The 19,916-nt window shown below is 72.0% G+C and carries 18 protein-coding genes and 1 riboswitch; of the genes, 12 read left to right on the top strand and 6 right to left on the bottom strand.

Annotated elements, in window-relative coordinates:
* Nucleotides 1–28: 28 nt before the first annotated feature.
* Nucleotides 29–1,456: an RICIN domain-containing protein gene (locus AB0J88_RS23030; RefSeq protein ID WP_364359214.1), complete on the bottom strand. Its 1,428-nt coding sequence runs from the start codon at nt 1,454–1,456 to the stop codon at nt 29–31.
* A gap of 253 nt (nt 1,457–1,709) precedes the next feature.
* Between AB0J88_RS23030 and AB0J88_RS23035 the strand changes: the two genes are divergently transcribed.
* The 4 genes from AB0J88_RS23035 (at nt 1,710) to AB0J88_RS23050 (ending at nt 5,332) form a co-directional block, all read left to right on the top strand.
* Nucleotides 1,710–2,510, top strand: a complete 801-nt coding sequence (locus tag AB0J88_RS23035) for an alpha/beta hydrolase (protein ID WP_364359211.1) — start codon at nt 1,710–1,712, stop codon at nt 2,508–2,510.
* Nucleotides 2,507–3,298: an MBL fold metallo-hydrolase gene (locus AB0J88_RS23040; protein ID WP_364359208.1), complete on the top strand. Its 792-nt coding sequence runs from the start codon at nt 2,507–2,509 to the stop codon at nt 3,296–3,298. The genes AB0J88_RS23035 and AB0J88_RS23040 overlap by 4 nt, the downstream gene beginning before the upstream one ends.
* Before the next feature lie 24 nt (nt 3,299–3,322).
* Nucleotides 3,323–3,871, top strand: coding sequence for a QsdR family transcriptional regulator (locus AB0J88_RS23045; protein WP_364359205.1), 549 nt, complete (start codon nt 3,323–3,325; stop codon nt 3,869–3,871).
* Nucleotides 3,872–3,967: 96 nt separating this feature from the next.
* Entirely contained in the window at nt 3,968–5,332 is a 1,365-nt protein-coding gene (locus AB0J88_RS23050; RefSeq protein WP_364359202.1) for an alpha/beta hydrolase domain-containing protein, read from the top strand.
* 24 nt (nt 5,333–5,356) lie between these two features.
* Here AB0J88_RS23050 and AB0J88_RS23055 read toward each other — a convergent pair whose 3' ends face one another.
* From AB0J88_RS23055 to AB0J88_RS23065, 3 genes are all read right to left on the bottom strand, one after another.
* On the bottom strand, nt 5,357–6,577 hold the full coding sequence (locus tag AB0J88_RS23055; protein ID WP_364359367.1) for an aminotransferase class V-fold PLP-dependent enzyme: 1,221 nt from the start codon (nt 6,575–6,577) through the stop codon (nt 5,357–5,359).
* Between the two features lie 31 nt (nt 6,578–6,608).
* Nucleotides 6,609–6,722, bottom strand: a riboswitch (SAM riboswitch).
* Between the two features lie 18 nt (nt 6,723–6,740).
* Nucleotides 6,741–7,511 (bottom strand): hypothetical protein, encoded by a 771-nt coding sequence (locus tag AB0J88_RS23060; RefSeq protein WP_364359199.1) that lies wholly within the window; start codon nt 7,509–7,511, stop codon nt 6,741–6,743.
* Nucleotides 7,504–8,415, bottom strand: a complete 912-nt coding sequence (locus AB0J88_RS23065) for an ATP-binding cassette domain-containing protein (protein ID WP_364359196.1) — start codon at nt 8,413–8,415, stop codon at nt 7,504–7,506. Before AB0J88_RS23065 ends, AB0J88_RS23060 begins: the two co-directional genes overlap by 8 nt.
* Before the next feature lie 55 nt (nt 8,416–8,470).
* Between AB0J88_RS23065 and AB0J88_RS23070 the strand changes: the two genes are divergently transcribed.
* From AB0J88_RS23070 to AB0J88_RS23080, 3 genes are all read left to right on the top strand, one after another.
* Nucleotides 8,471–9,544 (top strand): sensor histidine kinase, encoded by a 1,074-nt coding sequence (locus tag AB0J88_RS23070; RefSeq protein WP_364359193.1) that lies wholly within the window; start codon nt 8,471–8,473, stop codon nt 9,542–9,544.
* Complete coding sequence (locus AB0J88_RS23075; protein ID WP_364359190.1) at nt 9,541–10,179, top strand: response regulator transcription factor; 639 nt, start codon at nt 9,541–9,543, stop codon at nt 10,177–10,179. The genes AB0J88_RS23070 and AB0J88_RS23075 overlap by 4 nt, the downstream gene beginning before the upstream one ends.
* Before the next feature lie 69 nt (nt 10,180–10,248).
* Nucleotides 10,249–10,650: a hypothetical protein gene (locus tag AB0J88_RS23080; RefSeq protein WP_364359187.1), complete on the top strand. Its 402-nt coding sequence runs from the start codon at nt 10,249–10,251 to the stop codon at nt 10,648–10,650.
* Here the strand turns inward: AB0J88_RS23080 and AB0J88_RS23085 are convergent.
* Complete coding sequence (locus AB0J88_RS23085) at nt 10,644–13,160, bottom strand: ATP-dependent Clp protease ATP-binding subunit (RefSeq protein WP_364359184.1); 2,517 nt, start codon at nt 13,158–13,160, stop codon at nt 10,644–10,646. The two genes, AB0J88_RS23080 and AB0J88_RS23085, sit on opposite strands and share 7 nt — an antisense overlap.
* A gap of 155 nt (nt 13,161–13,315) precedes the next feature.
* Here AB0J88_RS23085 and AB0J88_RS23090 point away from each other — a divergent pair, with 155 nt between their 5' ends.
* The 4 genes from AB0J88_RS23090 to AB0J88_RS23105 all read left to right on the top strand — a co-directional run bounded on the left by AB0J88_RS23090 (nt 13,316) and on the right by AB0J88_RS23105 (nt 18,173).
* Entirely contained in the window at nt 13,316–14,275 is a 960-nt protein-coding gene (locus tag AB0J88_RS23090; RefSeq protein ID WP_364359181.1) for a DUF2267 domain-containing protein, read from the top strand.
* A 23-nt stretch (nt 14,276–14,298) separates the two neighbouring features.
* Nucleotides 14,299–15,237 carry a helix-turn-helix domain-containing protein gene (locus AB0J88_RS23095; protein WP_364359178.1) on the top strand — a complete coding sequence of 313 codons (939 nt, stop codon included), beginning with the start codon at nt 14,299–14,301 and terminating at the stop codon, nt 15,235–15,237.
* Nucleotides 15,238–15,510: 273 nt separating this feature from the next.
* Entirely contained in the window at nt 15,511–17,685 is a 2,175-nt protein-coding gene (locus AB0J88_RS23100) for a hypothetical protein (protein ID WP_364359175.1), read from the top strand.
* Between the two features lie 62 nt (nt 17,686–17,747).
* Nucleotides 17,748–18,173, top strand: coding sequence for a hypothetical protein (locus AB0J88_RS23105; protein WP_364359173.1), 426 nt, complete (start codon nt 17,748–17,750; stop codon nt 18,171–18,173).
* On the opposite strand, the gene AB0J88_RS23110 is transcribed toward AB0J88_RS23105, so the two are convergent.
* Nucleotides 18,174–19,121, bottom strand: coding sequence for a DJ-1/PfpI family protein (locus AB0J88_RS23110; protein ID WP_364359170.1), 948 nt, complete (start codon nt 19,119–19,121; stop codon nt 18,174–18,176). It abuts the gene before it with no gap.
* Nucleotides 19,122–19,267: 146 nt separating this feature from the next.
* Between AB0J88_RS23110 and AB0J88_RS23115 the strand changes: the two genes are divergently transcribed.
* Nucleotides 19,268–19,906 (top strand): HD domain-containing protein, encoded by a 639-nt coding sequence (locus AB0J88_RS23115; protein WP_364359167.1) that lies wholly within the window; start codon nt 19,268–19,270, stop codon nt 19,904–19,906.
* Nucleotides 19,907–19,916: the final 10 nt, after the last annotated feature.

A 19,916-nucleotide genomic window follows, 5' to 3' on the forward strand; every position in this document is an offset into this window, starting at 1 on the left:
GAGTCGGCCGCCGCGCCGGTGGTGTTCGTCAGACCGAGATCCGGCCGGCGCCGGCCCCTGCCGAGACGCTCGCCTTGACGCCGCTGGCGCTGTCGAGCTGGTACGAGTAGGGAATGCCGGAGACGCTCCCTCCACCGCTCTCCGGGGTGCCGGAGCCGGTGAAGTAGTTGTTGCGCTGGACGATCGCGCCGTCGTCCGAGTCCGCGTAACCGACCAGCGTGGGCTCGTCGACGCTCTCGAAGTAGTTGCCCTCGACCAGCACGCCGGCGCCCATCGTGGACGCGACGCCGTACTCGTTGCCGCGGTAGTAGTTGTTGTAGACGTGCACCGGGTTGCCGAACCGGACCCGCGGGTGGCGGGTGCCGGAGCCGTCGAACCAGTTGTGGTGGTACGTCACCCGCAGGTGGCCCCGGTCCTCGCCGGCGTTGTCGTCGCTGTGGCCGAGGAGCATGGACTTGTCGTGGCCGTACACCCGGTTCCAGGAGACGGTCACGTAGTCCGACGCCCGCTTCACGTCGACCGCGCCGTCGTACCCGTTGGTGAAGCTGTTGTGGTCGACCCAGACCCGCGTGGAGTACTGGACGTTGATCGCGTCGTCGTCCCAGTCGCGGAACGAGATGTTGCGGATGATCACGTTGCTGGCGTTGGAGACGTTGAGCCCGCAACCGGCGATCGTCGCGCCGGAGTTGCCGAGGATCGTCTTGTTCGACCCGACCGAGATCATCCCGGAGCACGAGATCGTGCCGGAGATCCGGACGACCCGAGCCGTCGACCCGGAGACCGCGCTGGACAGCGCCGACGAGCTCGTCACCGTGGTCGCGGACGCGCTGCCGCCGCCGGTGGTGCCGCCGCCCTGCGTGGCCCAACCGACCGGGCCGGTCTGCGGAGTGCCGCCACCGCCGCCGCCTCCGCCGCTGCCGACCGCGGCGAGCTGCCACTGCTGGTTCCAGCCGCCGAGGTCCGCGTACTGCGAGATGACGCCGCCGTCGGCCGTCGACCACTCCCAGATGTCGAGCGCCTTGCCGCTGTGCCGGTTGAGCAGCTTCACGAAGCCGCTGTCGGTGTCCCGGACGGCGAAGTGCTGCCGGGTCGTGCCGTTGTCGGAGTTCGCGACGAGCTGCGTGCCGTCGTTCGCGTTCGGCAGCTCCAGGAACTTGCCACTGTGCCGCGAGCGCAGCTTGTAGTAGCCGCTGCCGGCGTCGACGAACTGCCATTGCTGCGCGTTGTTGTTGTTGCGGGTCCACTGCACGATCGGTGCGCCGTCGGCAGTGTTGAAGTTGTAGAGATCGATGGCCTTGCCGCTGTGCCGGGAGACGATCACGTAGTAGGCACCGGTGTCGATGGTGGCCGCTTGCGCGGGTGCGGCCACCACCTGCGTGACCGCGACGGCCGCGAGCAGGCCCAGGGCGCCTGCGAGCAGCGCGCGTACGCGGTGCGCGGGAGCGGAATGTCGCATGGGGACAAGACCTCCATTGCCGTTCAGCCGGCGGGGCTGGTCGCCGGCATGCTGAATTGGCCATAGGGCCGAGCTGGCTTAGGTAAGCGCTTTCCTCGGGGAAAGGTAGGCTTTTATAACCATGCTCGTCAATGCTTTGGCACGTGCAGGAAGTTTGCAATGCGTTCGGCTGAGGCCACCGCCGGTGTCGGGGTGCGATGATGTTGCGGTTTGCTGACTTTCTCGCCCGACTTCGACCACACGGAGCCTGAGCATGAGCGAAAAGCCGGACACCATCGTTCTGATCCACGGATTCTGGGTGACACCCCGCAGCTGGGAAGACTGGAAGGCGCATTACGAGGCGAAGGGCTTCACCGTCGTCACGCCGGCCTACCCCGGCTTCGAGGTCGAGGTCGAGGCGCTCAACGCCGACCCGTCGCCGATCGCCTCCCTGACCGCGCCGCAGGTCATCGAGCACCTGTCCGCGGTGGTCGGAGCGCTGCCGAAGCCGCCGATCCTGATGGGCCACTCGGCCGGCGGCGCGTTCACCCAGGTGCTGCTCGACCGGGGCTACGGCGCGTCGGCCGTAGTGCTCAACTCGGCGCCGACCGAGGGGGTCAAGGTCACCCCGCTCTCGCAGCTCAAGTCGACGTTCCCGGTGCTGAAGAACCCGGCCAACCGGCACCGCGCGGTCGGCTTCGACTTCGACCAGTGGAACTACGCGTTCACCAACACCTTCCCCGAGGACAGGGCACGGGCGCTCTACGAGCGCTACGCGATCCCGGCCTCGGGCGGCATCCTCTGGAACAGCGTGCTGGCCAACCTGATGCCCGGTCCGCAGGACATCGCGGTCGACTACCGCAACGCGGACCGCGCGCCGCTGCTGTTCATCTCGGGCTCCGAGGACCACATCATGCCGCCGAGCGTGCAGAAGTCGAACGCCGCGCACTACAAGGGCGACACGATCACCGAGGTGAAGCTGTACGAGGGGTACGCGCACCTGCTGCCCTCCCAGGACGGCTGGCAGGACATCGCCGACTACGCCCTGGACTGGGCACTCGAGCACGCCAAGTGACCCAGGCTCGGCTGACGCACGTCGGCGGCCCGACCACCCTGGTCGAGGTCGCCGGCTGGCGGCTGCTCACCGACCCGACCTTCGACCCACCGGGCCGGCGGTACGGGTTCGGCCTGGGCACCTCGTCGCGCAAGCTGACCGGCCCGGCCGTCGCGGTCGACGGCCTCGGCCCGATCGACGCGGTGCTGCTCACCCACGACCACCATGCCGACAACCTCGACGACGCCGGGCGCGCGCTGCTGTCCGTCGCGGACGACATCGTCACGACGGCGTCCGGGGCGCGCCGGCTCGGCGGGCGGGCACAGGGGTTGCGTCCCTGGCAGACCCTCACGCTGTCCCGGCCCGGACGGCCCAGCATCGAGGTCACCGCGACGCCCTGCCGGCACGGCCCGCCGCTGAGCGGCCCGCTGGTCGGCGACGTGATCGGCTTCGCCCTGCGGTGGGAGGGACAGCGGCACGGCGCGCTCTGGTTCACCGGCGACACCGTGCTCTACGGCGGCGTGCGCGGCGTCGCCGACCGCGTGCAGGTCGGCACCGCCGTGCTCCACCTCGGCGGCGTGCGGTTCCCGATCACCGGCCCGTTGCGCTACTCGTTGACCGCGCGACGGGCCGTGCGGCTGTGCGAGCTCGTCCGCCCGCACACCGCGATCCCGGTGCACTACGAGGGCTGGAGCCACTTCCAGGAGCCGCGGCCCGCGATCGAGCGGGCCTTCGGCGCCGCGCCGGAGGCCGTCCGTGGCAGCGTGCGGTGGCTCCCGATCGGTGCGCCGACGGATATCGACGTCTGACTGTTCCGCGCTATCGTCACCGGCATGCGGGTGGTCAGCCAGGAACGGGTCGTGCGGGGCGGCTGCGCGTTCTTCCTGCGGCACGGCACATTGGACATGGACGGCCTGGCCGGCAGCCTGTCGGTCAGCCGCGCCACGCTCTACCGCGTGGTGCACGGCCGCGACGCGATCCTCGGCGAGGTGCTGTGGCGGCTCGCCGAGCGGATGCTGGCCCGCGCCCGCGCGCAGACCACGAGCCCCGGCATCGACGGCGTCCTGGAGACCACCCGGCGGTTCGCCGACCAGGTCAGAGCGGCGGAGCCCTTCCTGGCCTTCCTGCATGCGGAGCCCGCGACGGCCGCGCGGGTGTTGTTCACCCCGGCCGGGGGAGTGCACGCCCGGGTGGTCGCGGCGCAGCGGGGCATCCTCGCCGCGGCGACCGACCCCGCCTGGTCACCGGGCGACCTCGACGGCGCCGCCTACCTCTACGTCCGGATCATCGAGTCCGCCTTGTACGCCGAGCTGCTCGGCGGTCACCGGGCCGACCCCGGCACCACCGAGCGGGCCGCCCGGGCGGTGCTCGAGGCCTGCTGAGACGGCCGTCTCAGCTTCCGTGCGACCGGTAGCAGCACGCATCGAAGACCACTTATGGTGCGGCGCAGGACCGTCGTCGTGAAGGAGCTCGCCGACATGACCCGTCTCTGGAGCCGCGCCGCGCTCGCCGCAGGACTGCTCGCCTCGCTCCTGTCCGCGGCCCCGGCGCACGCGGCCGGCCCCGCGCCGATCGCCCGTGCCACGGTATCCGGGCCGCTGCCCGGCACCGCGCCGGGCGACCCGAAGTCGACCGACCTCGCCGACACGTACCCCTTCTTCTCGACGCCCTTCGACCTGGCCCGGCACGGCTACGTGGAGGAGGAGTTCTACCTCTCCGGGGTCGCCGACGGGTGGGACACCCTTGGCACCCAGGTCGCCACCGACGTGCCTTACCGGACGCGACTGGTGGTCCGCCGGCCGGCGAACGTCCTCGCGTTCAGCGGCACCGTGCTGGTCGAGTGGCAGAACGTCACCGCCGGCTACGACCTCGACGCGCTGTGGAACGCCGAGGCGACCACCCGCGCCGGCCACGCCTGGGTCGGCGTCTCCGCGCAACGGGTCGGGGTGGACCAGCTTCGCGGCTGGAGCCCCACCCGTTACGGCACGCTGGACGTGACCGGCGGTCGGCAGTTCCTGACCGACGAGCTGTCGTACGACATCTTCGCCCAGGCGGGCAAGGCGATCGCCGACCCGCGCGGCGTCTCCCCGCTCGGCCGGCTGACGGCCCGCACGGTCCTCGCGATCGGCGCCTCGCAGTCGGCGTCCCGGATGACCGTCTACTACGACAAGGTGCTGCCGCAGGTGCGGCCGGTGTACGCCGGTTACGCCTTCGTCGTCGGCTCGGCGCCCACCCGGGTCGGGCCGGAGCCCGTCTTCCAGGTGCTGTCCGAGACCGACGTGCGCACACCGGTGCGGCCGGCCGACACGGACCGGTTCCGCCGCTGGGAGGTGGCCGGGGGTGCGCACAGCGGCTACCACGGCCAGGTCTACCGGGCGCCGATCCAGGCACGCGACCTCGGCGCGGCGCCGGTCTACGCGTGTGCGCAGCCACCGTTCAGCCAGGTGCCGGTGCAGCACGTGACGGCGGCGGCGTACGCACACCTGGAGAGGTGGGTCCGCCGCGGCACCCCACCGCCGACCGCGCCGCCGATCGAGTTCAACGCGGACGGCACGAAGGCCCGCGACGCCCTGGGCCTGATCCACGGCGGCATCCGACTGTCCCAGGTGGACGTTCCGACGGCCCTGAACACCGGAGACAACGCGGGCGAGTCGTTCTGCTTCCTGTTCGGCACGCACCAGCCGTTCGACGAGGCCACACTGGACGGTCTCTACCGCACGCACCTGGGCTACGTCGCGCGAGTGGTGGCCACCGACGTCCGCAACGTCGTCGCCGGCCACCTCCAGCCCGCGGACGCGGCGGAGAACCTACGGACGGCGCTGCGGTCCAGCGTCGGCCGCTGAGGAGATCCCGCCGGCGGCCTGCCGTCAGGCCGACACCGCCTGCCTGAGGGCCGCGACGAGGCGGTCGATGTCGTCCGGGGTGGTGCCGGCTCCCACGCTGGCGCGCAGGGCCGTCGCCGGCATCGGCAAACCCGTGCGGTGGGCGGCTTGGGTCAGCAGGTGGCGGCTGAACGGGTGCGCGCAGAACAGGCCCTCGCGTACGCCGATGCCGTGCTCCACGCTCAGCCACGTGGCCAGGTCGCCGCTGTCGTGGCCCGAGACCGCGAACGACACGATGCCCACCCGGTCGGAGCCGGCCGGGAAGGATCGCAGCACCGCCACGCCCGGGATGCCCGACAGCCGTCGCTCCAGGCGTGCTGACAGCCGGGCCTCGTGGTCCTGCCAGGCACAGCGGTCCGACGCCGTCAGCGCGGCGCAGACCGCTCCCAACGCCACCGCGCCGAACACGTTCGGCGTGCCCGCCTCGTGCCTCGACGGCCCGTCCGTCCACGTCACCGTCGTCCCGTCGTCGGTCACCCCGCGGGTCGCGCCGCCGCCGGACAGGTACGGCGGTGCCTCGTCCAGCCAGTCCGCCCGGCCCGCGAGCACCCCGCAGCCGAACGGCGCGTAGAGCTTGTGTCCCGAGACCGCCACGTAGTCCGCGTCCCACGACGCCAGGTCGACGGGCCGGTGCGGCGCCAGCTGGGCGGCGTCGACCGCCAGCCGGGCGCCGTGCCGGTGCGCCTCCCGCACCAGCTCGGCGATCGGCCACAGCTCGCCGGTCACGTTGCTGGCGGCGGTCACGGCCACGAGCACCGGCCGGGCCGCGCCGTCGCGCGCCCGGGCGGCCCGCAACGCCGCCGCCAGGGACGCCACCGCTGACGCCGGCGAATCGGGTATCGGCAACCGGTGCACCGAGGGCCACGGCAGCAGGCCGGCGTGGTGCTCGCCCAGGAACGTCACCGTCAGCGTGCGCGGCGGCAGGGCGTGGGCGAGCAGGTTCATCGCGTCGGTGGTGTTCCGCGTGAAGATCACCGAGTCGCCGGCGCGGGCTCCGAGGAAGTCGCCGATCGTCTGCCTGGCCCGCTCGTACGCGAGCGAGGTCCTCTGCGACAAGGCACCGGCGCCCCGGTGGACGCTTCCGTACCACGGCAACAGGTCCTCCACCGCCTCGACCGCGGCGCTGGCCACGGGCGCGGTCGCCGCGTAGTCGAGGTTGGCGAAGGGCAGCTTCCGCCCGTCAGGGAGCGCCACCGAAGGCGGCAGGGCAGCAAGAGTGATCACGAGGGCCTTCCGATGCTCGCGCTTGCCGAACACCGGGCGGCGTCGGCCAGGTCCTCACCCGGGGCACCCCATCGCGATGAAGGGTTGCCGGTCAGCAAGCCGGGGCTACGCGCTGACACTCATGACCTGGGGCCACCATACCCGCTCAGGCGTCCCGGCGGCGGAACAGGGTCACGGCGGCGGCCAGGACGGCGGCCACGAAGACCGCGAACACCGTCGCCGAACCCCATCGCCCGAACAGGCCGACCTCGGACGCCAGCCCGCCGGACGCCTCGCCCGCCGCACTGACCAGTTGCAGGCCGGCGGTGAAGGGCAGGAACCTCACCGCCGGGTGCAGCCAGTCCAGGGCCGGCACGTACGACAGCCGGAAGACGAGCTGCTCGACGATCATCGGCGTCACCAGGAGAACCACGAGGGCGCCCGGCACACCGCGCAGCAGTTGTCCCAGGGCGACGCCGACGACCGCCCAGAGCACCGCGAGCAGCACGTAGCCGATCACCGTCACGTCGGTCAGCGACGGCGTGTCCGCCCAGAACGGCATGGTCGCCGCGACGTTGAGCGACACGGACACCACCGTGACGACCAGGGCCGTCAGCCCGACGACGAGCACCTTCGCGGCGAACAGCAAGCCCCGGAGCGGCACCGTGGTCAAGGTCGGCTGGATCGTGCCGTAGCGGTACTCGTGGCCCGACGCGAACACCCCGACCACCGCGAGCAACACCACCGCCATCGGCACCGGCGCGTTCGCACCGCCGCCGGTCACCGCCGCCGCGACCACGTCGACCGTCGGGTCGGCCGCCAAGGAGGCGACCAGCAGCGCGATCGCCACGTTGAGGACCAGGGCCGAGCCGATCAGCCAGTAGGTCGACCGCAACGTGCGCAGCCGCACCCACTCGAAGCGCAGCGCGTCACCCATGCGCCACCGCCACGTACTCCGAGGCGTCTCCGGTCGCGGTCATGAACGCCGCCTCCAGCGAGGCCGTCGTCGTGGTGAGCTCGTGCAGCCGGACACCGTTGTCGAACGCGACGTCGCCGATCGCCACCGCGTCGGCGCCGGCGATCCGCAACCCGCCGGCCTCCGTCGGCTCCACGCTGACTCCGTCGAGGCGGCGCAGCGCGTCGGCCAGTGCCGAGGCCTGGGGGCTGCGCACCAGCACCGTCGACCGGGTGAACTCGCGCACGAACCCGTCGACCTTCCCCTGGTAGATCATCCGGCCGCGCCCCACGACCACGAGCTCGTCCGCCATCAGCTCCATCTCCGAGAGCAGGTGGCTGGAGACGAACACCGTGCGGCCTTCGGCCGCCAGCGCCCGCAGCACGTCGCGCAACCAGTGGATGCCGTGCGGGTCCAGGCCGTTGGCCGGCTCGTCGAGGATCAGCGTGCCCGGGTCGCCCAGCAGCGCCTGGGCCAGCCCGAGCCGTTGCGCCATGCCGAGCGAGAAGCCCTTGGGCTTGCGACGCGCGACATCGGCGATGCCCACGAACTCGAGCACCTCGTCGACCCTGGAGACCGGGATGCCGCTGCCCGCGGCGAGCATGCGCAGATGGTTGCGGGCGGTGCGGGTCGGGTGGAAGGCCCGCGCCTCCAGCACCGCGCCGATCTCGCGCATCGGGTGCCGCAGGGTGCCGAACCGCCGACCGTCGAAGAGGGTCTCGCCGGCGCCGCGGTCGAGGTCGAGCATCAGTCGCATGGTGGTCGACTTGCCGGCACCGTTGGGGCCGAGAAAGCCGGTGACCATGCCAGGGCGGACCTCGAACGAGAGGTCGTCGACGGCGACCTTCGCGCCGTACCGCTTGCCCAGGTGGGTAGCCAGGATCATGCGTGCAGGATCGCCCAGGGTTGCTGTGCCTGGCCTGAGAGCCCACAGTGGTGGCGTGAGACGTGCCCTGGCCGCGCTGACCGTCGCGGCGTTCGTCACCCTCGTGGTCGACGTCGTCGCCGGACACCGGTCGGCGGTGTCGCTCGCGCCGGCGGTCGCGTTCGTGCTCGCCGCGACGCTCGGCTTCGGACCGGTCGAGCGCAACCTGCGGCGATGGCCGCGGTACGCGTACATCGTGGCGCTCTTCCTGCTCGGCGGCGCCGTCTTCACGGCCTCCGGTGGCTACGTCGGCGCCGCGCTGCTGCTGGTCGTGCTGGTGAGCCAGACCACGTTGCTGCTGCCCCTGCCGGCGGTGGTCGTGGTGGTCGTGCTGGTGCCCTTCTTCCACACCGGCATGGCCTTCGCCGAGGGTCTACGCGAGGGCCTGGGCCTGTTCGCCGCCGCTGTGTTCGCCGCCGTGCTGACCAAGCTGTTGGTCCGCGAACAGGAAGCCCGAAAACAGCTTCGGGAGTACGCGTTGCAGGCGGAGGAACTGGCCGCGGTGCGGGAACGCAACCGGGTGGCCCGCGACATCCACGACGGGCTCGGGCACTCGCTGACCGTGGTGCAGATGCAGATCAAGGCGGCTCGCGCGGTGCTGGTGGCCCAGCCCGACCGGGCCGACGACGTCCTGGCGAAGGCGCAGGACCAGGTCGAGGAAGCACTCCGGGAGGTGCGCCGCTCGGTGGGAGCGCTGCGCGAACGACAGCCGGCGGTGCCGTTGCCGGAGGCGCTGAAGGCGTTGGCGGCCGAGACCTCGGCGGCCGGCGTGCCGACCGGTCTCGACGTCACCGGCCCGGTGCGAGCACTGCCGGCCGAGGCCGAGGAGGCCCTGTTCCGGGCCGCTCAGGAAGGGCTGACGAACGTGCGCAAGCACGCGAACGCGCGGGGAGCCGCGGTGACCCTGGACTACTCACGAGCGGCGGAGGTGCGGGTCGAGGTGCGCGACGACGGCACCGGCGCCCAGGCCGACACCGCCGGGTTCGGCCTGCTCGGCCTGCGCGAGCGCGCCGCGCACCTGGGCGGCCGGATGAGCCTGGAGTCGGTGCCCGGCCAGGGTTCGACGCTGTGGGTGGAGGTGCCCGGGTGACCGTGCGGGTGCTGCTCGTCGACGACCAGGCGCTGTTCCGCGAGGCGCTGGCGATGCTGCTCGGCGTCCAGGCCGACATCGAGATCGTGGGTGAGGCCGGGGACGGCGCGCGGGCACTCGCGGCGGTGGCGACGCTCGCACCCGACGTGGTGCTGATGGACCTGCGGATGCCGGTGCTCGACGGCGTCGCCGCCACCCGGCGCGTGCGGTCCGAGCATCCGGGCGTACGCGTGATCGCCCTGACCACCTTCGACGACGACGCGGACGTGTTCGCGGCCCTGCGCGCGGGGGCGGTCGGCTACCTGCTCAAGGACGTGTCGTCGGCCAGGCTGGTGGAGGCGGTGCTGGCGGCGGCCCGCGGCGAGTCGGTGCTCCAGCCGTCGGTCGCCGCCAAGCTGGTGGCCCGCATCGCGGCGGAGCCCGCCGAGGTCGCGCCGCTGACCCAGCCGCTGTCGGAGCGGGAGCTGGAGGTGGTCCGGCTGCTCGCCGGCGGCCGCAGCAACCGGGAGATCGCCGCCGCGCTGTTCCTGGCCGAGGGCACCGTCAAGAACCACGTGACCAACGTGCTCGGCAAGCTCGACGCCCGCGACCGCACCCAGGCCGCCCTGCGCGCCCGGGAGCTCGGCCTGCTCTGAGGTCACATGACCCCGGTCATGACCTTCGGCACCTGCGTGCGCCGAGCCCGCGCCGGGAGGATCGTCCACATGAGCACATCGACGCACAGCAGCCGCCGAGGCCACCTCCGCTTCGCCCTCCACTACCTCGAGATGGTCGTCTCGATGCTGGTCGGCATGTTCGCCCTGGGTCCACTGTGGTCCATGGCGTTACCCGGCCTGGCCGACCATCCCGCCGCCGACGCGTTGGTGATGGCCACCGACATGTCCGTCGGCATGGCGGCCTGGATGGCGATCCGTCGCCACGCGTGGCCGCGAATCGCGGAGATGGTCGCCGCGATGTACGCGCCCTTCGTGGTGCTGCTCGTGCCCTACTTCCTGGGCGCCGTCTCCGGGCACGGCCTGATGATGGGCGGCCACGTGCTGATGTTCGTGACCATGCTGGCCGCCATGTGGTGGCGCCGGGCGGACTACTACCACCACCATCACTGAGCGGTCACCGGTGACGAGACCTCGAAGGTCAGGGCGCCCTCCCGTTCGCCGACCGTGACCTTCTGGCCCGCCGAGAGTCGCCCGTCGAGCAGCATCTCCGACAGCCGGTTGTCGACCTCGCGCTGGATCGTGCGGCGCATCGGGCGCGCGCCGTAGGCCGGCTCGTAGCCCCGGTCGACCAGCCACCGGATCGCCTCCGGGGTGAACTCGGCGGCGATGTCCTGGGCGTGCATCCGCCGCCGGGTCTGCTCCAGCATCAGGTCGGTGATCGCGACGAGCTGCTCGGGGTCCAGCCGCCGGAAGATGACGATCTCGTCGATCCGGTTGATGAACTCCGGGCGCAGCTCCTCCCGCAGCCGGCGGGTGACGCGGTCGGCGAGGTCGCGGTCGGCGTCGCCACTGCCCGCCGTGGCGAAGCCGACCGACGGCTGCTCCGCGGTGATCAGCTCGGAGCCCAGGTTGCTCGTCATGATCAGCACGGTGTTCTTGAAGCTGACCGTGCGGCCCTGGCTGTCGGTGAGCCGGCCGTCGTCGAGCACCTGGAGCAGCAGGTTGAACACGTCCGGGTGCGCCTTCTCGATCTCGTCGAGCAGGACCACCGAGTACGGAGCTCGGCGCACCGCCTCCGTCAGCTGGCCGGCCTCGTCGTACCCGACATAGCCGGGAGGCGCGCCGACCAGCCGGCTGACCGTGTGCCGTTCCTGGAACTCGCTCATGTCGAGGCGGATCATCCGGTCCTGGTTGCCGAACAGGGTCTCCGCCAGCGCCCGGGCCAGCTCGGTCTTGCCGACGCCGGTCGGGCCGAGGAACAGGAAGCTGCCGATCGGCCGGTTCGGGTCGCCCAGCCCGGTCCGCGACCGGCGGATCGCCTGCGCGACCACCCGAACCGCCTCGTCCTGACCGACCAGCCGCTCGTGCAGGCGCGCCTCCAGGTTGGCGAGGCGCTCCTTCTCCTCCTCGCTGAGCTGCCGCGCCGGGATGCCGGTCGCCCGGGAGACCACCTCGGCGATGTCGTCCGGCGTCACCTCCGGCACCTTGCTCTGCCCGTCGGCGTCCCGTTCCTCGATCTGCTTGCGCAGCCCGGCGACCTCGTCGCGCAGCTCGCTGGCCCGCTCGAAGAGCTCCGCGGCGACCGCCTGGTCCTTGTCGCGGCAGAGCTGGTCGATCCGCTCCTCCAGGTCGCGCTCGTCCTTGGCCACCGACCGGCTGCGCAGCTGCACGCGGGCACCGGCCTGGTCCATCAGGTCGATCGCCTTGTCCGGGAGGAACCGGTCGGTCAGGTAGCGGTCGGACAGCTCGGCCGAGGCGATCAGCGCCTGGTCGGCGAACCGCACTCCGTGGTGCGCCTCGTACCGGTCGCGCAGCCCGCGCAGGATCTCGATGGTGTCCTCGACGCTCGGCTCCGGCACCAGGATCGGCTGGAAGCGCCGCTCCAGCGCGGCGTCCTTCTCGATGTAACGCCGGTACTCGTCGAGCGTGGTCGCGCCGACCGCGTGCAGCTCGCCGCGGGACAGCGCCGGCTTGAGGATGTTCGCCGCGTCGGTCGCGCCCTCGCCGCCGCCCGCGCCGACCACCGTGTGGATCTCGTCGATGAACACGACCAGGTCGTCGGAGTGGGTACGCACCTCGTCCAGCAGGTTCTTGAGCCGTTCCTCGAAGTCGCCCCGGTAGCGGGTGCCGGCGACCAGCCCGGTCACGTCGAGCTGCACGAGCCGCTTGCCGGTCAGCGTGCGCGGCACCTCGCCGTCGACGATCCGCTGGGCCAGCCCCTCCACGATCGCGGTCTTGCCGACGCCGGCCTCGCCGATCAGCACCGGGTTGTTCTTGGTGCGCCGGGCCAGCACCTCGACGCACTGCTCGATCTCGTCCGCGCGGCCGACGACCGGGTCGATCCGGCCTTCCCGGGCCATCGCGGTCAGGTCCCGCCCGTACTGGTCGAGCGTGGGTGTGTCGGTCTCCTGCTGCTGTTGCGCCGGCCGCGGCACGGTCTGCGCGCCGGGCCGGGACGCCGCCTGCAGCGACTCCGGGTTGATGCCGTGCATCGCGAGCAGCCGGCCGGCCTCGGTCTCCTGGCTGAGGGTCAGAGCCAGCAGGATGTGCTCCGGACCCAGGTACGACGACCCGAGCCGGCGGGAGATCTGGTGCGCCTGGAGCAGCACCCGCTTGGCCGCCGGGGTCAGCGCGGGCATGCCCTCGACCGCCTGGCCCCGGCGGTCGCGCTGTTCGATCTCGCCGGCCAGCGTCGCCGGGTCCGCGCCCGCGCGGGCCAGCAGCTCGTTGAGCGGAGGTTTCTGGGTCATCGCCCACAGCAGGTGCTCGGTGTCCAGGTCCGTGCTGCCGAGCTGGGCGGCCTCACCCGCGGCCGCCTGGAGCAGCTCGCGGGCGTCCTGGCTCATCACCTTGCCCAGGTCGAGCCGGGCGCGGGGTTGCCCCGGGGAAAGGAACTGAGCCATGAACTCGTCGAACGGATCGCCGCCGAATGGCCCGTTTCCCCAGTAACCGGTAGACATCTGACTCTCCTCGGGTCGAAACCACGATTGCCGGCGCCTACCCGTTCACCGGGCCGGCAAACCGGCAACGCGGCAGGCGGGAACCGCGGTGACACTGAGTCGAAAGCGCACGATCCGGGGCGTGTAGCCCCTCGTGCAGCGGGCACCCGACCCGCATGGCCCCGAAAGAGATGGAGGGCGACAACCGTCGCCGTCGCCAGTTGGCCCGGGAGGCCCGCAACGCGGACCGCAAGCCCAGCGCGGAGGGCGTCACGCTAGGTGCCTCGAAACAACAGGAGCACCGCGAGGAGAAACGCCGGTCGGGGCCGGAGCCCGTCGGCCGGCACAAGCCGCGTGCCGGTGCCGCCGAGATCACCGAGCCCGCCACGCCGGAGTCCGCCTGGCCCCGCCGCCCGGCACCGGTCGACGACGGCACGGACGCCGGCGCGGGTCCCCGGCTGCGCTACCGGGAGATGGTCACCGAGATCGCCCGGCTGACCGGGGACGAGTTCGCGGTGGCCCGCGAGCTGACCCAGGCGGTGGTCGGGGTCACCGCCCGGTCACTGGACGAGCCTGACGGCAAGCGCCTGGTCGCGGTGCTGCCGGGCGAGCTGGAGGTGCCGCGCGCGCTGAGCGGCCCGCCGGAACGGGACCTGACCATGTTCCTGCGCGAGGTCGGCCGGCTGGTGGAGCGGCGGCCCGAGCAGATAAGGGTCAAGGTGCAGGCGGTGTTCGCCGTGCTCGGCGACGCGGGGGTCGACCTGCCGCTTCCGGCGCCGCTCCGCGAGCTGTCCGAGCCGCTGCCGCCGGAGGAGCGCACGACGGCCGGCCGGCCGCTGCCGCTCAGCGACGCCGACGTGGTCGCGGCGCTGCGCGACCTCCCGGAGTGGTCCGGTGACCACCACGCCATCAGCCGCACGATCGAGCTGCCGCCCGACAACCTCGACCGGGTGCTGCCGAGGATCGAACGGCTGCGGGAGAGCGGGCGCGCCCCGCACATCGCCCGACCGGACGCCCGCACGGCGACGCTGACGGCGTACACCTCGGCGACCGGCACCGTGACCGAGGCGGACGTGACGCTGGCCCACCGGGTGGACAGCGCGATCGACGAGGCCGGGGCGGGAATGGCCGGCTGAGTCTCCGTGCGAGGATCCCCGGCATGCTCCAGGAGTCGGTGTTCGACAGCGGTGACCTCGCGGTCGGCGACCGGTTCGACGCCTGGTGCGAGCGGATGGGCCGGACCCACGCGCCGATGCGGCTGGAGAGCGACCACGCCGCGGACTTCCGCGCGCACCAGCGGCTGATCACGCTCGGCGCGGTGGCGGTCTGGCCCGCGAGCTTCGACCAACTCGTCTTCGTGCGCACGCCGAAGCTGATCCGGCAGTCCGACCCCGAGGTCTACCACCTCTCGCTCATGCGGGCCGGGGCCGCCAAAGCGTCCTGGGGCGACAACCGGGCGGCGTACCGCGTGGGTGACTTCCACCTCAACGACTCGTCGCGACCCTACGAGATCTGGACCGGGAACGGTCGGACCTCGATGGTCGGTGTCGAGATACCCAAGGCGCTGCTGCCGCTGCCCCGGCGCACCGTCGACCGGGCCGTCGGCCGGCGCTTCTCGGACGAGGTCGGGGTGGGCGCGCTGCTCTCGCGTTTCCTGACCGACCTGGTCGCCGACACCAGCGTGTACGGGCCGGCCGACGGACCCCGGCTGGCGACGGTGCTGGTCGACCTGGTGGCCGCGATGGTGGCCCAGGCGGTCGAGGCGGAGGAGCCCCCTGGCCACGCGCTGATCCCGCGGGTCAAGGACTTCGTCCGGCAGCACCTGCACGAACCGACGTTGACCCCGACCCGGATCGCCGAGCACCACCACATCTCGCGCGGCTACCTGCACCGGCTCTTCCAGGCCGAGGGCGAGACCGTGGCCGCCTACATCCGTCGCGAACGCCTGGCGGGCGCGCACCGCGACCTGGCGGACCCGGCGCTGGCGGACACGCCCATCCACGTCGTGGGCGCCCGGTGGGGCTTTCCACGTGCGGCGGACTTCACGCGCGCGTTCCGTGCGGCCTACGGCATGCCACCCTCGGAACGGCGCCGCTAGCCCGCGCGACACGACCGCCGTCCAGATCGCCCCCGTGACGGTCTCGGCGGCGGTCGTGCCGTGCGGCCCCCGCGCCGCGCGACGCCGACAACGATGCCGGGCCGGCGTCCGGATGTCGTTAGCGCACAGTGCCCAACCGTCTTGGCCCTGGATGCCCTGAACTACCGATCTTTCCCCTCGGGACAGGACAAGTCGGCCGGGCGGGACGGCGGCCAATCATGAACTCCAATACGCTCACCCCTGCTCTGATCATCGAAGCATGGGGGGACGTCGATGAGAGTCAAGAGACGGATGCGGCATGCGCTCGCCGCGGTCGTCGTCGCGGCGGTTGCCGCGCAGGCCTTCGCGGCACCGGTCAAGGCCGGGCCGAAGTCGTGGGAAGCCGAGGTCGCGAAGATCCCGACCGCGGCCTACACCCGGGACGCCGTGGTCTCGATCACCGAGTCGCTGAACGCCCTGGTCCCGCACCTCGGCAACGGACCGGGGCAGGAGCGCGTCGATGCCGTGCTGGCCGACGCGGAGACCGCCTTCTTCGACGGGGCACGGCTGCGGGGCACCGCCGAGGGTGATCCCGCCTTCGACAACCTCAAGCAGCTCGCGACGTTCCTCAAGAGCCGGATGGGCGGTGCCAGCGCGCCCAACGGCGACGCGGAGCTCGCCCACCTGACCGCCCTGGTCGAGACGCTGACGGCCACGCGGCTGCTCGCCGACGCCGCGATCCAGGACGCCGAGGCGACGATCGGCCCGTTCCGGGCCAGCCCGCCGCCCGGCCCGTCGCCACCGGGCCTGGCCGCGGCGTTCGCCGACCTGGACGCCGCGCGCGACGACCTGGCCAAGGCCGACGACATGCTGCGCAAGGCCAACCCGGCGCCGGCGACGATCAACGCCGGTCGGGCCTGGCACAACGGCTTCACCGTCCTGACCCGGCTCGGCATCACCTACGAGGGCGACCACGACTCCGACGGGCTGGTCGACGTCGTAGAGCTGCGGTTCGGCGCCAGCCCGCTGCTCGTCGACTCCGACGGTGACGGCCTCACCGACAAGACCGAGATCGAGCAGCTCGCCACCGACACCCGGCCCGACAACCCGGACTCCGACGGCGACGGCGTCGACGACGGCGCCGAGGACACCGACGGCGACGGCCTGACCAACCTGCGCGAGCAGGAGCTGGGCACCAAGCTGACCGACCCGGACACCGACGGCGACGGGCTCGCCGACGGCGCAGAGCTGGAGCGCGGCCGCGACCCGCTGGTCGCCGACAACCCGCCGCCGCCGGTCAGCGAGCCGACAGCGCCGGTGCAGACCACGCCGACCGACGTCGACACCGACGGTGACGGCGTCGCCGACAGCACCGAGCGCGACGACTCCGAGACCGATCCCGCCAACCCCGACACCGACGGCGACGGCCTCAGCGACGGGCTCGAGATCGGTGAGCACCTGACCAACCCGCTCGCCGCCGACACCGACGGTGACGCGATCGCCGACGCGTACGAGATCGCGCACGCCGAGGACCAGGGCCTCGACCCGCTGACCGCGGACGAGCGGGTCAGCAAGTGGACCTACGTGACCGACTTCGTGGTCGGCCTGATCGCCGGCGACTTCTCGCCCAAGGACTCGATGGCGTGGCTGGCGGGCTATCTGTGCTCCGGCGGGCTGAGCCTGATCCCGGTCGTCGGTTGGGTCCTGGGCGGCCTCGCCGACCTGCGCGACACCGTCGCCGGCCTGATCAACCAGGACTGGGTCGGCGCCGGCCTGAGCGTCATGGGGCTCGTGCCCTACGTCGGTGACGCGGTCGCGATCCCGGGCAAGGCCGCGAAGTTCGTGGCCCGCTACCTGCACCGGCTCGACAAGGTCATCCACTTCGTCGCCAAGTACGACAAGATCCCGGACAGCGTCAAAGAGGCGACGTTCCGGCTGATCCTGCTCGGCAACTACGGGCGGCTGACCGATGCGGGCTTCTCGCGCGACGTCATCCTGCGGCTGGCCCGCAGGGCCGACAACAGCCTCGGGCGGCTCGCGGACGCACTGACCACCGCGGTCACGCCACCGCCGTCACCGATCCCGTGGATCCGGGGCGCGGACCGCGGCGAGGACTACTTCGCCGACGTGCTGATGACCGGCGTGCCGGGTCTGCGCAACAACGCGGGCCGCATCGAGACCCCGGGCGTGCCGAGGCCAGGTTCCGCGCGTGAGCCCGACTTCCTGGAGACCGGACCGCCGCGCAAGCTGCACGAGGTGAAGACCGGCAAGCCGTACCCCGGTCACTATCTCAAGCAGTGCGACCAGGACCGGCACCTGCTCGACATCGGGGAGGTGGCCGAGGCGACCTGGCACTTCCTGCCGCACGCCAACGGCTCGCTCGACATCCCGCAGGACCTGCTGGACTGCCTGCGCCGCAACCGGATCCCCTACAAGATCTACGCCTCGACCGGCCTTTTCTGGCCGTGACCCCGTCGCTCCGGAGCCCGGCGGCGACGCCGGGCTCCGGACCTGGAGCTAGGTTGGATCTCATGAGCTGGTTGCGACGCTCCCGCCCGGCCTACGCGGTCGACGGCGTCGAGCCCAGGCGCATCGACGGCTGGGACGTGTTCGAAGGCGACACGCTGGCCGGCCGGTCCGCGGTGGCCGGGGCCGTCGCGCGCCTGCCGCGGGATCCCGCGCTCGAGGACCTGCCGGCCTACCTGTCCATCTCCACGAAGGACGGTGGTGAGTGGACACTGAGCTTCGACGACGGGATGCTCGTCGTCTTCGACCTGTCGCGTCCGGGCACCGACGTGTTCGAGCAGGTGCTCACGGCCGCGCCCTGGACAGAGGTGGTCGAACGGGTCGACCGCGAGGTCTTCCTCTTCACGACCACCGAGGCGCTCACCGCCGACGTGGTCCTGGCCCACTGCCTCGACGTCTGCGGCGAGGTCTTCCGCCGGCTCGCCGGATAGTCACCGGCGGGTGGTGCCGAAGCGGCGCTGGTAGGCCGACGGACTGATCGACAGCCGCCGGGCGAAGACCCGCCGCATGCTCTCGTAGCTGGGGAAGCCCGCGAGCGTCGCGGCCCGCGTCGCCGTGTAGCCCTGGTCGAGCAGCGTCCGGGCCAGGTCGAACCTGATGCTCTCGACGTAGCGGGCCGGCGTGGTCGACAGCTCGTCGTGGAAGAGCCGGTTCAGGTGCCGCGTGCTGACGTTGAGGTGTTTCGCGAGGTCGGCCAGCGAGTACTCGGCCTGGGGGTTCGCGCTCACCAGGTCCGTGATCCTGCGCACCATCGGCGAGCGGGGCGGCGGTCCCTGCAACGGCGCCGAGAACTGGGACTGGCCGCCCGTCCGCTGCAGGTAGACCACCAGCATGCGGGCGACCTCGCGCGCCACGTCGGCTCCGAGGTCCTCCTCGACGAGGGCGAGCGCCAGGTCGATCCCGGCCGTCACCCCCGCCGACGTGTACGTGGTGCCGTCGCGCACGTAGATCGCGTCCGGATCGACCTGGCACGTCGGGCAGCGCAGGGCGAGCTCGTGCGCGACCTTCCAGTGCGTGGTCGCCCGCTTGCCGTCGAGCATCCCGGCGGCGGCGAGGATGAACGCACCCGTGCAGACCGAGGCGATCCGGTCGGCCACCGGCACGCGCACGGCGTCCACCAAGTCGGCCGGGACCCGCGTGCGCGGAAAGCGGTCGGCGCCGGGCACCAGCAGCGTGTCGAAGGACTCGTCGGAGACCGCGGCGTCGACCGACATCCGGAACCCGAGGTTCGACGTGACGTCCGCACCGGTGGGGGACAGCACGACAAGCCGGTAGTCGCCGCCGAACCGGTTGGCCTCCTTGAACACCTCCGCCGGCCCGGCGATGTCCAGCATCGTCACTCCGTCGTAGGCGAGGATCGCGACGCGATGGCTGGGCACGGCTCATTCGTAACACACGGTAATGCACCCCGATTTCGCCTTGTCCGGATGCGAGGGGTTCCTGGCCGGAGAAAGGCAGCGGTACGGCCCCGCCGGTGGGCAGCATGGAAGAGAGCACACGTACCTTCTCGGGGGAGTCAGAGGTCATGGCTGAGGTCATCGCGGGAATTGAGATTCCTGAGACCGCGGCGGTCGCCGAAGCGACCACGCATATCCGGGAGGCGACCGAACCGGTCATCTACCACCACTCGCGGCGGGTCTACCTCTTCGCCCAACTCTTCGCACAACGCCTCGGGCTGAAACCGGATCCGGAGCTGCTCTATGTCGCGTCGCTGTTCCACGACTACGGTCTGTCGGCGCCGTTCTCCGAGGTCGAACAGCGCTTCGAGATCGACGGTGCCGACCACGCCAGCGCGTTCCTCCTCGACCGGGGCTTCTCGGCGGCCGCCGCGCAGACCGTCTGGGAGGCGGTCGCGCTGCACACCACGCCGGGCATTCCCGGCCGGATGGGTCCGGAGGTGGCGACGACCCAGCTCGGCGTGATGACAGACGTCATCGGCGCGGGCCTGGACGGGCTCGAGCAGGACCAGGTCGACGAGATCCTCGCCGCCCACCCGCGCGGTGACTTCAAGAACGAGTTCCTGCGGGTGCAGGTCGACGGCATGCGGAACCGGCCCGACACCACGATCGGCACGTTCAACGCCGATCTGCTCGAGCACTTCGTCCCTGGCTACCGGAGCCCGTCGTTGGTCGACCTGACCATCCGTGCACCCTGGCCGAGCTGAGAGGGGACCC

It is taken from the genome of Asanoa sp. NPDC049475 (genome assembly GCF_040676915.1).
Lineage (GTDB): Bacteria > Actinomycetota > Actinomycetes > Mycobacteriales > Micromonosporaceae > Asanoa.

Excerpts from the sequence above, each read along its gene's own strand:
- AB0J88_RS23060 (WP_364359199.1), bottom strand. The coding sequence starts at position 7,511 with ATGGGTGACGCGCTGCGCTTCGAGTGGGTGCGGCTGCGCACGTTGCGG.
- AB0J88_RS23105 (WP_364359173.1), top strand. The coding sequence starts at position 17,748 with ATGAGCTGGTTGCGACGCTCCCGCCCGGCCTACGCGGTCGACGGCGTC.
- AB0J88_RS23030 (WP_364359214.1), bottom strand. The coding sequence starts at position 1,456 with ATGCGACATTCCGCTCCCGCGCACCGCGTACGCGCGCTGCTCGCAGGC.
- AB0J88_RS23095 (WP_364359178.1), top strand. The coding sequence starts at position 14,299 with ATGCTCCAGGAGTCGGTGTTCGACAGCGGTGACCTCGCGGTCGGCGAC.
- AB0J88_RS23065 (WP_364359196.1), bottom strand. The coding sequence starts at position 8,415 with ATGATCCTGGCTACCCACCTGGGCAAGCGGTACGGCGCGAAGGTCGCC.
- AB0J88_RS23035 (WP_364359211.1), top strand. The coding sequence starts at position 1,710 with ATGAGCGAAAAGCCGGACACCATCGTTCTGATCCACGGATTCTGGGTG.
- AB0J88_RS23080 (WP_364359187.1), top strand. The coding sequence starts at position 10,249 with ATGAGCACATCGACGCACAGCAGCCGCCGAGGCCACCTCCGCTTCGCC.
- AB0J88_RS23115 (WP_364359167.1), top strand. The coding sequence starts at position 19,268 with ATGGCTGAGGTCATCGCGGGAATTGAGATTCCTGAGACCGCGGCGGTC.
- AB0J88_RS23090 (WP_364359181.1), top strand. The coding sequence starts at position 13,316 with ATGGCCCCGAAAGAGATGGAGGGCGACAACCGTCGCCGTCGCCAGTTG.
- AB0J88_RS23100 (WP_364359175.1), top strand. The coding sequence starts at position 15,511 with ATGAGAGTCAAGAGACGGATGCGGCATGCGCTCGCCGCGGTCGTCGTC.
- AB0J88_RS23050 (WP_364359202.1), top strand. The coding sequence starts at position 3,968 with ATGACCCGTCTCTGGAGCCGCGCCGCGCTCGCCGCAGGACTGCTCGCC.
- AB0J88_RS23045 (WP_364359205.1), top strand. The coding sequence starts at position 3,323 with ATGCGGGTGGTCAGCCAGGAACGGGTCGTGCGGGGCGGCTGCGCGTTC.
- AB0J88_RS23085 (WP_364359184.1), bottom strand. The coding sequence starts at position 13,160 with ATGTCTACCGGTTACTGGGGAAACGGGCCATTCGGCGGCGATCCGTTC.